Genomic DNA, 13,955 nt, shown 5'->3' on the forward strand with positions numbered 1-13,955 from the left:
GTTGCGGTGCTCATGGAAGACCTAATCCAAACCCTATTCCATCGTGGGCGCAAGCTTCTGCACGCTCGGCACGTCCTCGCCGAGCCAGGCGGCGTTCTTGGCCGTTCCGTCGAAGGTCGCGCTCGTCTTGAAGAGCTCGTACTTGCCCTCCAGCGCGTAGGGCCGGCTGCGGCCGAGGAGTTCGGCGACCCGGGCCTTGTCCATCGGCCGGAAGGTCTTCACCGCCTCGAAGGCTTGGTCGAGGTCGCGCTGGTTCTGGATCCCGGTGATCACCACCGAGACCGGCAGGTTCAGCGAGAAGTGGAGATATTCCAGCGGCTTGATCGGCGCGTCGCTCTTCAGGATGACCCCGTCGCCGAAGGTCTTCATCGCCAGCGGCGCGATGCCGTTCCGGACGAGGTAGGGCAGGATGAGATGCCCGAACGAGCGGAAATGCGCGTCCATCACGTTGAGCGGCATCTGCACGGAATCGAACTGGAAGCCGCGCTCGGCCGCCACCTCCAGCATCTGCAGGTGGATGCGCGGGTCCTTGTGGCCGGTGAAGCCGATGTAGCGCAGCTTGCCCTGCTGCTTCGCCTCCACGAAGGCCTCCATCGCCCCGCCCTCGGCGAAGACGCGGTCGGGATCGTCGTAGCGCAGGATCTCGTGGTGCTGGACGAGGTCGATCCGGTCGGTGCGCAGGCGCTTGAGCGAGGTGTCGATCTGGCGCATCGCCTCGTCCTTGGTCCGCCCGTCCATCTTGGACATCAGGAAGACCTTCTCGCGGTAGCCGCCCTGCGACAGGGCCTCGCCCATGCGCAGCTCCGAGCGCCCCTCGTTGTAGTCCCAGCAATTGTCCATGAAGGTGATGCCGCGCTCGATCCCGGCATGGATCAGGCGCGTGGCCTCGTCGTCCGAGACGGCGTTCTTGCCGAGATGGAAGCCGCCCATCCCGATCGCCGAGATCTTCTCCGCGTGGCGCCCGAACGGGCGGTAGAGCATCTCGCCCCGCATCTCGCCGGGATCGGAGACGAACGGCAGGTCGGCGGGATCCTGCGGGCGCGTCTGGGGCAGGCCGGGGGCGTTCACGGCCGCCCCCGCGCTGCCGGCGCCCGCGAGGCCGGCGCCGAGGACGGCGCCCTGGAGGAAGCTTCGGCGTTCCATGCGGATTCTCCCGGCTGGGGGCCCCTCTGTGGGGCGGGACAGGTCGCGTTCAGGCTCGGCTTCATGGGGACAACTCCCTCAGGGCGCGGGCGGCGTGGAGCACGCGCAACGCCGCGCAGGCGGCGCCGTAGCCGTTGTCGATGTTGCAGACGGTGATGCCCGGGGCACAGCTCGCCAGCACGGCATCGAGCGCCGCGCGCCCGCCCTCGGCGACGCCGTAGCCGACCGAGGTCGGCACCGCGATCAGCGCGCCCGGCACGAGGCCGCCGACGACGCTGGGCAGCGCCGCATCCATGCCCGCCGCCACGATGACGACCGGGTGCGCCCGGATCTCGTCGAGGCGCCGCTGCAGGCGCCAGAGGCCGGCGACGCCGACATCGGCGATGAGCGTCGCGGCCACGCCCGCATAGGCCAGCGTCCGCTCGGCCTCGCGCGCCACCGGCACGTCCGAGGTGCCGGCCGCCACGATGGCGACCGCGGCCGCGCCCGCGATCCGGTTCGGTGCCCCGAACACGGCGGTGCGCGAGACCGGGCAGTAATCGAGCGCGTGGCCGAGCGCGGCCCGCTTGTCGGCGTCGAGCCGGGTGAGGAACAGGCGGGCGCCGCGCTCGGCCGCCGCCGCCAGGATGGCGTCGATCTGGTCGGCCGACTTGCCGGCGGCGTAGACGGTCTCCTCCAGCCCGATCCGCTCCGGCCGGGCGAAATCGAGCACGAACTCCTCGGCGACGCTCACCGGGCGCCCCCCGCGGCGGCCTTGGCCCCCTTCGAGCCCAGGAAGGCGCTGCCGTTGCGGTAGGGCTCGAACCGCACCGGGCCGGCGAGCGCGGGCGCGGGCGCCCGCTCGCGGATCGCGCTGCCGAGATCCGCGCGCAGGCCCGTGTCGAGGAGCGCGAGGCAGCGCGGATCGAGTTCCACCACGACGCCCTCCGCCCGGACGCGGCAGCGCACCCGCGCCTCCGCCCCACCGGCTGCGAGCGCCCCCCCGACGATGCGCTCGACCGCGTGGATGAAGGCGAGCGTCTCTGGCTCGATGCGGATGCCGGTCTCGACCCGGCTCGACAGGCAGGGCGAGGCCGGGAGTTCGGCGACCTCGCCGAGGCCCAGCTCCCGCGCCAGCGCCCGCACCGCCGCCTTGCCGAGGCCCGCGGCCACGAAGGGATGGCGCACCCCGTGCTCGCGCGCCGCGTCGAGGCCGGGCCGGTACTCGCCGAGGTCGTCGAGATTGGCGCCCGACACGATCTGCCGGTCGGTGACCCCGCGGATCGCGCCGTACAGGTTCGTCTTGCAGAAGAAGCAGCGGTTGACCGGGTTCGCCCGGTACTGCGGGTCGGCGAACTCGCCGGCCTCGATCACGCGCAGCCGCCAGCCCTGGCGGGCGGCCTCGGCCCGCACGCGGGCGGTCGCCTCGGCGGGCACGGCCGGCGAGGCCGCGTGGACCGCGAGCATCCCGGTCCGGCCGAGGCTGCGCTGGCTGAGCGTCGCGAGCGTCAGGCTGTCGACGCCGCCGCTCACCGCCACCGCGAGCGGCCCCATCCCGGCGAGAAGGCTTTCCAGCGACGCGCTCATGTCCGATCCTCGTCAGCGTGCTCCGCGAGCGCCAGTTGCTCGGCCGCGCGGCGCAGGCTCTCGCGGGCGGCGTGGCCCTCGTGGGCCAGGGCGTCGTCGGCCTCCGCCTTGGCGGTGGCCCCGCCCGGCCGCGCCACCGTCTTCACCCGGAGGTCGTGGCCGCCCACCGCCACCGTGCGGCTCGTTCGGTCGAGCGCGATCCCCGAGTCGATCCGGTGGCGCAGGCCGATCGTGGTGGTCTCGCGGAAGCAGGCTTCCGCGACGGCTTCCAGCGCCTCGGCGCGGGCCAGCACCCGCACATGGGTCATCATCCGCCCCTTCTTGCCGAAGACCGGCATCTGCACCGCGTCGAGCACGTCCGGGAGCGCCCGCAGCCGGTCGAGGCCCATGGCGAGATCCTCCGCCGACTGGTCGTCCACCTCGAACTCGATCACCGCGAGGTCGCGGTGGCGGCCGACCGCGCGCGCGCCGCTCCCGGCCTCCGCGAAGACCAGGGCCCGCACGCAGTTGCTCAGGGCCGGCAGGGTGCGGGTGCCGAAGCCGATACCGCTGCGGGCGAGCCTGCGGGGCTCGCGCGACGGGCCGCCCTGCCCGCAGAGATGGCGCAGGATGGCGGCGCCCGTCGGCGTCACCCGCTCGCCCGGCACGCCGTCGTCGATGGTGGCGAAGCCTTCGATCAGCAGGGCGGTGGCGGGTGCTGGCACCGGCAGGAATCCGTGCTGCGTGCGGACCCGCCCGGAGCCGAGCGGCAGCGCCGACACGCTCCAGCGCGTGGCGCCGGTCGCGGCCGCGAGGTGGGCGGCGGCCACGATATCGGCGATCGAGTCGAGCGCGCCCACCTCGTGGAAGGCGACGTCCGCGACCGGGATGCCGTGCACCCGCGCCTCCGCCTCGGCGAGATGCCCGAAGATCGCGAGCGCGTGGTCGCGCACCGCGGGGTCGAGACCGGCGTCGCAGAGCCCGGCGCGGATCTCCGACCAGTGCCGGTGGGCGTGCGCGCCGTGCTGCCCGTGCGCAGGCTCGTGCGCGTGGTGATGGGCATGGTGATGGTCGTGGTGATGGCCTGGCTCGTCCCGCTCCGCGACGACGAAGCGGCGCCCCTGCAGCACGCCGTCGTTGTGGGCGATGAGCGCGCAGTCCGCGCCCCGCGCCGCCGCCCGCACGCTCGCGAGGACCCCGGCCTCGTGCTCCGGGAAGGCGTCCAGCAGGGCGGCGGCGAACATGTCGCCGGCCATCCCGCCGATGGCATCGAGGTGAATCTGCATCCGGAGACGACAGCCTGGGTGAGCCGCAACGATCGTGATGCAGCCACATCGTTCGCTGCGCCCCCGCGACAACCGCTCGCGGCGCGGGGCGGAAGGCCGCAGCCGAGCGGGCCGGCGGCTTGACACGGGCGCGACGCGGCCCGCGATCCGTCGCACGGGCCATCTTGGCATGCCGCATGCCTTGTGCATCCTGCGGTAGCCGCGCCCGCGTTCGGTTCGGGCGCGCGGACGGGACGGGTCCGTCCACCGCATCAACCGGGAGTTTCAGCGTCGTGAGAGATTTCAGCAGGCCCGGGCGCTCGCCCGTCTACGCCGGCAACGGGGCGGTGGCGACCTCGCACCCGCTCTCGACGCTCGCGGCGATCGAGGTGCTGCGCGCGGGCGGCAACGCGGTCGATGCGGGAATCGCCGCTGTGGCCGTGCAGTGCGTGGTCGATCCGCTGATGACGGGCATCGGCGGCGACTGCTTCGCGCTCTACGCGCCGCGCGGGGCGGCCGTGCCCTACGCGTTGAACGGCTCGGGCCGCAGCCCGGCGGCGGCCTCAGACGCGTGGTACCTCGAGAACGGCGTCACCATCACCCCGACCTCGCCGCACGCGGTCACGGTCCCGGGTGCGGTCGCGGCCTGGGCGAAGCTCCTGGAGGAGCACGGCACGCGCACGCTCGGCGAGCTGCTCCAGCCGGCGATCCGCTACGCCGAAGAGGGTTTCCCGGTGCAGCCGCGGGTCGGCTGGGACTGGGCGCGCAGCGTCGAGCGGGTGTCGCACGATCCGGGCGCCGCCGCGACCTATCTCGTCGACGGCAAGGCACCGGCCATCGGCGCGACCGTGCGCCTGCCGCAGCTCGCCGCCACCCTGCGGCGCATCGCCGAAGAAGGCCCGCGCGGCTTCTACGAGGGCCCGGTCGCCCGGGACATGGTCGCGCGCCTGCGGGAGCTCGGCGGGCTGCACACCGAGCAGGACTTCGCCGAGGCCGCGCCCGAGGTGGTCACGCCGATCACCACGCGCTACCGCGGCTACGACGTCTACGAGTGCCCGCCCTCCGGCCAGGGGCTCGCCGTCCTGATGATGCTGAACGTGCTCACGCCCTTCGACGTGGCGGCGCTCTCCGATCTCGACCGGGCGCACCTGCTCGCGGAGGTGTGCAAGCAGGGCTACCACCATCGCGACGCGCTCTTCGCGGATCCCAGCCTGCACCGCGTGCCGGTGGAGCACCTCCTCTCCGACGCGTGGCGGGCCTCGGCGCGGGGCGCCATCGACATGGCCCGGGCCAGCGTGCCGGAGGTCTACCCGGAGATCGTCAACGAGGTCGCGCACCGGGACACGGTCTATCTCAGCGTGGTCGATCGGGACGGCAACGCGCTCTCGCTGATCAACTCGATCTTCCAGGGCTTCGGCAGCGGCATCCTGGCGCCGGAGAGCGGCGTGCTCCTGCACAACCGCGGCTACAGCTTCCGGGTCGAGCCGGGCCACCCGAACACGATCGCGCCGAAGAAGCGCCCGATGCACACGATCATCCCCGGCATGCTGATGCGCGACGGCCGCGCGGTGGCGCCCTTCGGCGTGATGGGCGGGCACTACCAGGCGATGGGGCATGTCCAGCTCCTCACCAACATCATCGACCTCGGCCTCGACGTGCAGGAGGCCCTCGATGCGCCGCGCAGCTTCGCCTACGAGGGCGTGGTCGAGATGGAGACCGGGTTTTCGGACGACATCCTGGCCGGCATGCGCGACCGGGGCCACAAGGCGGTCACGGCGCCGCTGCCGATCGGGGGCGGCCAGATCATCTGGATCGACCACGCCACAGGCACGCTGGTCGCGGGGTCGGACCCGCGCAAGGACGGCAGCGCGCTGGGGTATTGAGGCGGACGAGGTCGTCTACGGAAGCGGCACCTCCCCTCTCCCCGCCTGCGGGGAGAGGGGATCCGTCGGCGGTCCTGCGGCTACTTGGAAACGTGCGCGGCTGTGTCGACGGCAGGACCCTCCCCCACACGCCGCAGCACGAAATCCGGGCAGTCGAGCCAGCCGTTCGAGACCCGTTCCGTCAGGTGCGTGACCCCGTAGCGGGCGCCCAACTCGCCCTCGAACAGCACGTCGATCTCGCGCAGGCGCTGGAACACCACGAAGGCGTCGATGTCCGTGACCGGGATCTCGGACCCGCGCAAGCTGCCGTCCGCCGCGAGCCGCGCCTCCACGAACTCCGCCATGGAGCGCGGCGTCACGGTGGTGCGGCGGCGGAACTCCGCCTTGGCGGTGACGAAGGCCTCGATGCGCGGGTCGATGAAGATCTCAGGGAGCGGATCGTTGTCGATCGGCGGCCGGGTCCGGCGGGGCGTCGAGAGATGCGCCTCGCCGAGCGGCGGACGCAGCAGCGAGACCGCCGCGGGCAGGTCCGGCGCCGCAGCCGCCGCGCCGACCGCGCGGAGCGCCGCCGCGGTGCGCTCGACGCCGCCCGCGTCCGGCCGGTCCATGTAGCGCACGGCGGCCGCGATCCGCCGCTCCATGCGGGCGACGACCTCGTCCACCGCGTCGAGGTGGCGGTCGATGCCCTCGAAGACCGAGAGGATCTCGGCGAGGTCGGCACGGACCGCGCGCTCGCCCGCGTCGAGGTCGGCGGCGCGACCCTCGCGCACCAGACCCTCGGCGAGCGCCCGAATCAGCAGCGCGTCCCGCAGCGCCCGGCCCGCCTCGCGCACGATGGCCGAGCGGAAGCGGAACGGGTTGAAGCGGGTGTGCAGCGTCCGGTAGTCGCTGATCAGGTGCCGCTCGACGAAATCCTCGAAATAGAGGCGGAAGGCGGCGCGCCGGTCCTCCTCGCGCAGGATCCGATCCTCGATCTTGCGCATCGAGCCGGCGAGGCTGCGCAGGTGGGCCAGGAAGGCCCCGGCCTCCCGGGCGGCGTTGGCCAGCGCCTCCGAGCGCTCGCCGGGATTGGCCAGAGCGCTCTCCAGGCTGCCCAGCACCTCCAGCACGGCGCCGCCGTAGGAGCGGGTCTCGCCGCGCTCGATCCGGGACAGCTCCTCGAGGAGAAGGCGCGCCTCGGGGTCGAACTCGACCACCGGCACGTAGCGCTCGCGCCGCTCGATCAGCCAGCCGGATTCGAGGAAGCGGCGGTAGAGCGCCGAGCGGCGCTCGATCGCGTCGGGCGGGAAGCTCGCGTCGTCGGCGAGTTCCGGCGTCTCGCGGCCGGCGGCGAAGTCGCCGATCTCGGCCAGCAGGTCGGCCTTGCGCATCGGCTCCGAGCCGATGACGCGGCGGTGCAGGTGCAGCAGCAGGGCCGCGTTGAAGGCGCGGCTCGGCGAGGCGAGCGGCCGGAACAGGTCGTCGGGAAGCTGCGCGAACAGCACTGTGCTCTGACCCGTCCCGGCCTGGTCGGCTTACTTCGAGCCGATCAGCTCGACGTCGAAGATCAGCGTGGCGCCCGGCGGGATCACGCCGCCCGCGCCGCGGGCGCCGTAGCCCAGCTCCGGCGGGATCACGAGGATGCGGCGGCCGCCCGCCTTCATGGTGGCGACGCCCTCGTCCCAGCCGCGGATGACCTGGCCGGCGCCGATCTGGAAGCTGAAGGGCTGGCCGCGATCGCGCGAGGAATCGAATTTCTTGCCCTGCTTGCCGTTCTGGTCGAGCCAGCCGGTGTAGTGCACCGTGACCTGCTGGCCGGTCTTCGGCTCGGGGCCGGAGCCGACCACCTCGTCCTTGTACTTCAGGCCCGAGGGCAGCGTGGTGTAGGCGTCGGCGTTGGCGGCAGCGGTCATGGCGATCAGCGCGGCTCCTGCTAGCGGAAACAGACGAGACATGTGGCCTCCCCTCGGGTCGGCGTCGCGTGCCGCCCGTCGGCGCGCCTCTTAACAGCCTCGGGCCGCTCGAGGCCAGCCACGGGACCGGAGCCGTTCGCCGGGCAAGCGCGTTGGGAGGCCATGGAGACCCGCCCCCTGCACCCCGAGATCGTCCGCCCCGAGGATTGGGACGCCCGCGTCGATCGCCTCTCGGAGAAGATGCCCGATGGGCTTCGCCGGGCCTTCGACTGGCTGCGCGAGCCCTCGCGGCTCTGGCTGCGGGTGGGCGCCGCGATCCTGTTCATCCTCGGCGGCATCTTCGCGATCCTGCCGGTGCTCGGCCTGTGGATGCTGCCGCTGGGCCTCGCCCTGCTGGCGCAGGACGTGCCGGGGCTCAAGGTGCCGCTGGAGAAGTCGGCCCGCTGGATCGAGGCGACCTGGAAGCGGCTCAAGGAGCGCTGGCGGAACCGGAACCGCTAGATCTCGGCCCGGGCGTCCTCGAGGAGTTGCGCGAGCCCCGCATCGACCTCCTGGGCCAGCAGGGCGCGCTCGGCCTCGCTGAGGTCGCCGGCCCAGCCCTTGGCCCCGAACCCCTCGGCGCAACGTGCCCGCTCGGAGCCGATGAAGGCCTCGGTCTCCTCGGGGCGCGTCCGCATGGCGTGGACGAGCCCGAACCACGCGGCGCGCTCCACCACGGCGAGGCGGGCGCGCAGGCGGATCATCACCGCCCGATCGGGGGATACCGTCTCGCTCATCAGCGGCGCTGCTCGCAACGGGTCTTCACGTAGCTGTCCTTCGCGATCTCGATGCCCGAATTGGCGGCGATCACCGGCCCCTGGACGAGGCATTCCTGAAGCGTGTGGGCCGGGCCCGTCACCACGTCGATGGCGGTCTCGCGGGTGCAGTCGGGCGCCGATACCGATTTCGCGCAGATCAGGGCGACGACGATGATCTGGTTCATGACACCTCCCGCGGACGCAGCCTCTTCGGGTCTGCTCCGGGAAGTTGTCGGCCGGCACGAGGGTTCCGGTCGAGCGGACGTGGTGACGCGGCCGTGATCCGCGCCTCAGATCCGCGTGCGCGGATCGACCCCCGCATCGATCTCGGCGGGGCTCGGGGCCCGGCCCTCGCCCAGGAGGTGCAGGAAGGCCGTGAACTCGGAGTTGCGGCCGATGCTGCAGGCCGCCGTCACGCGCTCGCCACGGACGTAGTAGGCGATGAAGTCGAGTTCGTCCGGGCTGCCGCGCAGGACGATGCGGTCGAAGCCGGGGGCATAGCCGCCGTAGTCGAGCCGCTTGTCGCCCTGGTTCGACCAGAAGAACGGCGCGCCGGCAAAAGGCCCCGTCTCGTTCAGGATCTGGCGGGCGATGTGCGTGCCGTGCTGCTGGGCGAGGCGCCAGTGCTCGATCCGCGCGGTCTCGCCGCTCGCCCGCTCGGGGAAGGCCGCGATGTCGCCCGCGAGCCAGACGTTCTCGGCCAGGCGCAGGGCCGAATCGACCGCGACGCCCCCATCCTCGCGCACCGAGGCGCCCGCGACCGCACCCGTCTCGGGCGCCGCGCCCGCGCCGATCAGCACGATATCGGCGGGCAGGCGCTCGCCCGCCTCGGTCTCGACAGCCTCGACGCGGGCGGCTCCGGCAATGCGCGCGACCTTCCCTTGCGCGAAGTGCACGCCGTTGCCCGCGTGGTAGCGCTTCAGCGCGGCGCCCACCGCCTCGCCGAACCGCTTGGCGAAGGGCACCGCCTCGCGGGCCAGCACGGTCACGTCGAGGCCCCGCTTCGTCAGGAAGGCCGCGGCTTCCAGGCCGATGAAGCCCGCTCCGATCACCACGACGCGCTTCGCGTCCTCGGCCGCGGCGCTGAGATGCACGGCATCGTCCAGGCTGCGCAGGGTGTGGACGCCGTCGAGATCGGCGCCGGGGAAGTCCGGCACCACCGCACGGCTGCCGGTGGCGATCACCAGCGCATCGCCCGTGAGCGCGCGCCCGTCCTCCAGGGTGACGCGGCGCGCCTCCGGCTCGATCCGCGCCACCGTCCCGTGCACCGGCTCAATCCGGTGGGCGGCGTAGAAGTCGGGTTCGAGCAGCGTCTTCTCGGCGGGCGTGGGCTTGGCCAGGAACTGCTTCGAGAGCTTGGTGCGGTCGTAGGGCGGGTGCGCCTCGCGGCCGACCATCGTGATCGCGCCCGCGAAACCGAGGCGGCGCAGGCTCGTCGCGCAGGCGACCGCGGCGGCACCCGTGCCGACCACGAGGACGCGCGTCTCGGGGTCCCGCGGGGCCGGAATGGGATGGGCGAGCGGCTCCAGCGTCGCCACCACCGCGTCGCCCTCGATGCGGACGGGGTAGCGCGTCAGCGCCTCGAGCGCGGGCGGCTCCTCCAGACCGCCGTCGGAGAGGGCGAAGGCAGCCTTGTGCCAGGGGCAGTAGAGCCGGCCGCCGCAGATCTCGCCCTTGGCGAGCGGCGCGCCGAGATGCGGGCACTTGGCCTGGAAGGCACGAACGCCCGAGGCGTCGCGCACGAGGAGCACCTTGGCCTCGCCCGAGGCCGCCTCGACCATGCCGCCGAGGGGAATCGCCTCGAGCGGGTGACGGATCTCGGTCGCCTCGGCCATGCTCGTCCCCGCTCGCTCGTCGCGGGCCGCGCCCGCACACGGCGACACAAGTCGCGAGCGGCGCGAAGGCTCCGGGGCGCGGTGCCACGCCCCGTCAGCGATCGGCGCCGCGCGCCGCCGCGAGCACGATCTCGGCGGCGCGCTCGCTCGGGGCGGCCCCGTCGGGCAGGCGCATCAGGTCGTCGAGGCGGGCGAGCGCCGCGCCCTGCGCGTCCCGGGCCGGGCCACCCGCCAGCAGGGGCCCGAGCGCGCCCGCGAGGTTCGCGGCCGTGCAGTCGGCCTGGATGAATTCCGGCATCGCGTTCGTGCCGAGGATCAGGTTCGGCAGCACGATGGTCGGCACCTGGATCAGGCGCCGGCCGATGAACTCCTCGACGCGCGAGACCCGGTAGGCCACCACCATCGGCACGCCTGCGAGCGCGAGTTCCAGCGTGACGGTTCCGGATGCCGCGAGCGCCGCGCGGGCGCGCCGGAACAGGGCGTGCTTGGCCTCCTCGCCGGAGACGATCCGCACCGGCAGGTCCCAAGCGGCGGCGAGCGCCTCGATCCGGGCGCGGTGGCGGGTGACGGCCGGCAGCACCGCCTCGAAGGCCGGCCCGTCCTTGAGGCGCGCCAGGGTCTCGCCGAAGACCGGCATCAGCCGGTCGATCTCGGAGCGGCGCGAACCCGGCAGCACCGCCAGCGTGAAGGGCGCGGCCACGCGGGCCAGCGCCTCCGCCGGGTCGGGGCGGAAGGCAGCGAGGCGCTCGATCAGCGGGTGGCCCACATAGGTGCAGGCGGGGCCGCCGAGGCGGCGGTGCGCCTCGGGCTCGAAGGGCAGCAGCGCCAGGACGTGGTCGATGAAGGCGCGCATGCCCTTTGCCCGCCAGGGCCGCCAGGCCCAGACGCTCGGCGAGACGTAGTCCACGACCGGCAGGTCCGGCAGGCGCTTGCGCACCCGCGAGGCGACCGCGTGGGTGAAGCCCGGACTGTCGATGATGACGAGCACGTCGGGACGGGCGGCCACCACGTCGTCCACGGTCTCCCGGATGCGGCGCAGCAGCGTGCGGGCGCGGGCGAGCACCGGCAGGTAGCCCATCACCGCGACGTCATCGAGGGGGAAGAGCGAGGGGAAGCCCTCCGCCGCCATCGCCTCGCCGCCGACGCCGCCGAGGACGAGCGGCCCCGGCACCCGGGCGCGCAGCGCCGGGATCAGCTTGGCGCCGAGCTGGTCGCCCGAATCCTCGCCCGCCACGAGCCAGATCTTCACGGGACGCCCTCCAGGCCGACGAGGAAGAGGCCCCTGCGGTCGGCCTCCGCGACGGTCGCGGCCCGGTCGATCAGTAGCGTGCGGCCGGCCTCGACGGCGATTCCAGCGCAGCCCGCGGCGGCGGCGTTGCGCACCGTGCGGGGCCCGACCGCCGGCAGGTCGATGCGCAGGTCCTGGCCGGTCTTGGCGAGCTTCACCAGCACGGTCCCGGGCGCGGGGCGGCCGCGGCCGAAGGGTCGTCGCCCGAGGGCGCGGGCGCGGGCGAGCATCCGGTCGGTGCCCTCGGGGCCCTCAACCGCGAGAATGCGCTCGGCGGCGGCGACCGCCGCCTGCCCCACGTCGTAGGGCGAGAGGGCGCCGAGCAGCGCCCGGCCGGCCCGGATCGAGGCCTCGGCCTCGGCGTCCGGCGCGTGGCGGCCGAGGCGGCCCGCCGGGCTCAGGAGATCGGGCGCGGCCTCGTGAACGCCGAGCACCCGGTGGCCGTTCTCCTCCAGGAGGGCGAGCACGGCCCGCAGCAGCCGGTCGTCGCCCCCGCCCGCGATGGCGCGGAGCGCCGCGCGGTTGCGCAAGGCCGCGCCCGCGTTGAGGAGGGCGGCCGGGCTCGGACGCGAGACGCCGCCGGCCGGGATCACCACGGCCGGACCCCAATCCTTCAGAATCGCGAGCGTCGCGCCGACGTCGAGCAGATCCACCGTGGCGTCGGCCCGTGCGCGCAGGCGTCGCTCGGTGAAGCCGCGCACGGCCAGGACCTTGTGGGCATGGCCGGCCCGCTCGAGCGAGCCGGCGACCAGATCGGGCAGGCGCCCCGCCCCGGCGACGAGGACCAGGGTGCCGCTGTCGGGCATGAGGCTCAGGCCGCGCTCGCAGGCGTCGGCGCCTCGCGCGGCGTGCAGATCGAGCGCTTGCCGCCGACGCGGATGAAGGCGAGGATCTCGCTGACGGCCGCGTGGGACTCGAACTCGGCCGCCACGTCCTCGACGCGCTCCATCAGGGTACCCTCGGGCGCGAAGAGCAGGCGGTAGGCCCGGCGCAGGGTGTGAATGTCCTCGCGGGCGAAGCCCCGGCGCTGCAGGCCGATGATGTTGAGCCCCGACAGGTAGGCGCGGTTGCCGAGCACCATGCCGTAGGGGATGCAGTCGTTCTCCAGGCCGGAGAGGCCGCCCACGAAGGCGTGGGCGCCGACCCGCGCGAACTGGATCACCGCCGCGCCGCCGCCGAGGATCGCGAAATCGCCGACCGAGCAATGCCCGGCCAGCATCACGTTGTTGGAGAAGACGACGCCGGAGCCGACCCGGCAATCGTGCCCGACATGGGAGTTCGCCAGGAAGGTGCAGCGGTCGCCCACCACCGTCTCCGAGCCGCCGCCCGCGGTGCCGGGGTTCATGGTGACGCCCTCGCGGATCGTGCACTCGGCGCCGATCGTCAGGGTGGTCTCCTCGCCGCGGTACTTCAGGTCCTGGGGCGGGTGGCCGATCGAGGCGAAGGGGTAGATCCGCGTGCGCGCGCCGATGCGGGTGTTGCCGGCGAGCACGACGTGGCTGACGAGTTCGGCGCCTTCGCCCAGCACCACCTTCGGCCCGACATGGCAGAAGGGGCCGATGCGCGCGCCCGCGCCGATCTCCGCGCCGTCCTCGACGACCGCGCTCGGATGGATCAGGGCGGCGCTCACGCCGTCACCAGCATGGCGCCGATCTCGGCCTCGGCGACCAGCGCGCCGTCCACCCGGGCCTCGCCGCGGAACCACCACATCGTCTTGCGCTGGTTGAGCTTCTTCATGTGGAAGCGCACTTGGTCGCCCGGCACCACCGGCTTGCGGAACTTGCACTTGTCGATGGTCATGAAGAAGACCTGCTTGGTCTGGACCGTCTCCGACATGATGTGCCGGCAGCAGATCGCGCCCGCGGTCTGGGCCATGCCCTCGATCAGCAGCACGCCCGGAAAGACCGGCATGTTCGGGAAATGGCCGGTGAATTGCGGCTCGTTCACCGTGACGTTCTTGATGCCGATGCAGCTCTCGTCGCGGTCGATCTCGATGATCCTGTCGATCATCAGGAACGGGTAGCGATGGGGCAGCAGTTCCAGAACCTTCTGGATGTCCGCCGCGCCGAGTTCCTGCACCGTCTCCGTCATCGCCTCTGAAGCCCCGTGTCCTGCCCGGGCGCGGCCGGGTTCATGCGTCGTTCGTGGCGGTGTTTCGTCCGAAACACCGCGGGATGGCAAGTCGCTCGGGTTGCGTCCGGTGCCGGTGGGTCGTGCCCATCGCCGGGACGGTCTCCCCGACATGTGAAAGGCCGCCCTTTTCCCGGACGCCTGGAACGAAGTGGACGGTGATCCGGGATCCAGCGC

At 73.2% G+C, this 13,955-nt stretch carries 15 protein-coding genes; 2 read left to right on the top strand and 13 right to left on the bottom strand.

The genetic code is table 11. From position 1 onward, the window contains the following. Positions 1–33 precede the first annotated feature (33 nt). The 4 genes from MFF56_RS08060 to larC all read right to left on the bottom strand — a co-directional run bounded on the left by MFF56_RS08060 (position 34) and on the right by larC (position 3,974). Complete coding sequence (locus tag MFF56_RS08060; protein ID WP_066920520.1) at positions 34–1,143, bottom strand: aldo/keto reductase; 1,110 nt, start codon at positions 1,141–1,143, stop codon at positions 34–36. Between the two features lie 61 nt (positions 1,144–1,204). Continuing rightward, positions 1,205–1,876 (bottom strand): nickel pincer cofactor biosynthesis protein LarB, encoded by a 672-nt coding sequence (gene larB / locus MFF56_RS08065; RefSeq protein ID WP_238229915.1) that lies wholly within the window; start codon positions 1,874–1,876, stop codon positions 1,205–1,207. Beyond that, positions 1,873–2,709, bottom strand: a complete 837-nt coding sequence (gene larE, locus MFF56_RS08070) for an ATP-dependent sacrificial sulfur transferase LarE (RefSeq protein ID WP_238229916.1) — start codon at positions 2,707–2,709, stop codon at positions 1,873–1,875. Before larE ends, larB begins: the two co-directional genes overlap by 4 nt. Then, on the bottom strand, positions 2,706–3,974 hold the full coding sequence (gene larC / locus MFF56_RS08075) for a nickel pincer cofactor biosynthesis protein LarC (protein ID WP_066922560.1): 1,269 nt from the start codon (positions 3,972–3,974) through the stop codon (positions 2,706–2,708). The genes larE and larC overlap by 4 nt, the downstream gene beginning before the upstream one ends. Before the next feature lie 272 nt (positions 3,975–4,246). Between larC and ggt the strand changes: the two genes are divergently transcribed. After that, positions 4,247–5,836 carry a gamma-glutamyltransferase gene (gene ggt / locus MFF56_RS08080; RefSeq protein WP_066922558.1) on the top strand — a complete coding sequence of 530 codons (1,590 nt, stop codon included), beginning with the start codon at positions 4,247–4,249 and terminating at the stop codon, positions 5,834–5,836. Positions 5,837–5,916: 80 nt separating this feature from the next. Here ggt and MFF56_RS08085 read toward each other — a convergent pair whose 3' ends face one another. Beyond that, complete coding sequence (locus tag MFF56_RS08085) at positions 5,917–7,320, bottom strand: Wadjet anti-phage system protein JetA family protein (RefSeq protein ID WP_238229917.1); 1,404 nt, start codon at positions 7,318–7,320, stop codon at positions 5,917–5,919. 30 nt (positions 7,321–7,350) lie between these two features. Beyond that, positions 7,351–7,770 (bottom strand): FKBP-type peptidyl-prolyl cis-trans isomerase, encoded by a 420-nt coding sequence (locus MFF56_RS08090; protein ID WP_066924181.1) that lies wholly within the window; start codon positions 7,768–7,770, stop codon positions 7,351–7,353. 120 nt (positions 7,771–7,890) lie between these two features. Here MFF56_RS08090 and MFF56_RS08095 point away from each other — a divergent pair, with 120 nt between their 5' ends. Beyond that, entirely contained in the window at positions 7,891–8,229 is a 339-nt protein-coding gene (locus MFF56_RS08095; protein WP_066924183.1) for a hypothetical protein, read from the top strand. On the opposite strand, the gene MFF56_RS08100 is transcribed toward MFF56_RS08095, so the two are convergent. The 7 genes from MFF56_RS08100 to fabZ form a co-directional block, all read right to left on the bottom strand. Then, complete coding sequence (locus tag MFF56_RS08100) at positions 8,226–8,504, bottom strand: hypothetical protein (RefSeq protein ID WP_066924185.1); 279 nt, start codon at positions 8,502–8,504, stop codon at positions 8,226–8,228. The genes MFF56_RS08095 and MFF56_RS08100 overlap by 4 nt on opposite strands. Beyond that, positions 8,504–8,710, bottom strand: a complete 207-nt coding sequence (locus MFF56_RS08105; protein WP_066924187.1) for a hypothetical protein — start codon at positions 8,708–8,710, stop codon at positions 8,504–8,506. Before MFF56_RS08105 ends, MFF56_RS08100 begins: the two co-directional genes overlap by 1 nt. 105 nt (positions 8,711–8,815) lie before the next feature. Further along, a complete protein-coding gene (locus MFF56_RS08110) occupies positions 8,816–10,360 on the bottom strand; it encodes an FAD-dependent oxidoreductase (RefSeq protein WP_238229918.1) in 1,545 nt (514 codons plus the stop codon). Between the two features lie 94 nt (positions 10,361–10,454). Beyond that, positions 10,455–11,609 (bottom strand): lipid-A-disaccharide synthase, encoded by a 1,155-nt coding sequence (gene lpxB, locus MFF56_RS08115; protein WP_066920988.1) that lies wholly within the window; start codon positions 11,607–11,609, stop codon positions 10,455–10,457. Next, positions 11,606–12,454, bottom strand: a complete 849-nt coding sequence (locus MFF56_RS08120; RefSeq protein ID WP_066920987.1) for an LpxI family protein — start codon at positions 12,452–12,454, stop codon at positions 11,606–11,608. The genes lpxB and MFF56_RS08120 overlap by 4 nt, the downstream gene beginning before the upstream one ends. 5 nt (positions 12,455–12,459) lie before the next feature. Beyond that, positions 12,460–13,278, bottom strand: coding sequence for an acyl-ACP--UDP-N-acetylglucosamine O-acyltransferase (lpxA, locus tag MFF56_RS08125; RefSeq protein ID WP_066920984.1), 819 nt, complete (start codon positions 13,276–13,278; stop codon positions 12,460–12,462). Then, entirely contained in the window at positions 13,275–13,739 is a 465-nt protein-coding gene (gene fabZ / locus MFF56_RS08130; RefSeq protein ID WP_066920983.1) for a 3-hydroxyacyl-ACP dehydratase FabZ, read from the bottom strand. The genes lpxA and fabZ overlap by 4 nt, the downstream gene beginning before the upstream one ends. Positions 13,740–13,955 lie beyond the last annotated feature (216 nt).

Source organism: Methylobacterium hispanicum, assembly GCF_022179285.1.
Taxonomy (GTDB): domain Bacteria; phylum Pseudomonadota; class Alphaproteobacteria; order Rhizobiales; family Beijerinckiaceae; genus Methylobacterium; species Methylobacterium hispanicum.

Bases quoted from the DNA above. Each gene is read 5' to 3' on its own strand.
- MFF56_RS08060 (WP_066920520.1), bottom strand. From the start codon at position 1,143: ATGGAACGCCGAAGCTTCCTCCAGGGCGCCGTCCTCGGCGCCGGCCTC.
- larE (WP_238229916.1), bottom strand. From the start codon at position 2,709: ATGAGCGCGTCGCTGGAAAGCCTTCTCGCCGGGATGGGGCCGCTCGCG.
- larC (WP_066922560.1), bottom strand. From the start codon at position 3,974: ATGCAGATTCACCTCGATGCCATCGGCGGGATGGCCGGCGACATGTTC.
- MFF56_RS08090 (WP_066924181.1), bottom strand. From the start codon at position 7,770: ATGTCTCGTCTGTTTCCGCTAGCAGGAGCCGCGCTGATCGCCATGACC.
- MFF56_RS08095 (WP_066924183.1), top strand. From the start codon at position 7,891: ATGGAGACCCGCCCCCTGCACCCCGAGATCGTCCGCCCCGAGGATTGG.
- MFF56_RS08100 (WP_066924185.1), bottom strand. From the start codon at position 8,504: ATGAGCGAGACGGTATCCCCCGATCGGGCGGTGATGATCCGCCTGCGC.
- MFF56_RS08105 (WP_066924187.1), bottom strand. From the start codon at position 8,710: ATGAACCAGATCATCGTCGTCGCCCTGATCTGCGCGAAATCGGTATCG.
- MFF56_RS08110 (WP_238229918.1), bottom strand. From the start codon at position 10,360: ATGGCCGAGGCGACCGAGATCCGTCACCCGCTCGAGGCGATTCCCCTC.
- MFF56_RS08120 (WP_066920987.1), bottom strand. From the start codon at position 12,454: ATGCCCGACAGCGGCACCCTGGTCCTCGTCGCCGGGGCGGGGCGCCTG.
- fabZ (WP_066920983.1), bottom strand. From the start codon at position 13,739: ATGACGGAGACGGTGCAGGAACTCGGCGCGGCGGACATCCAGAAGGTT.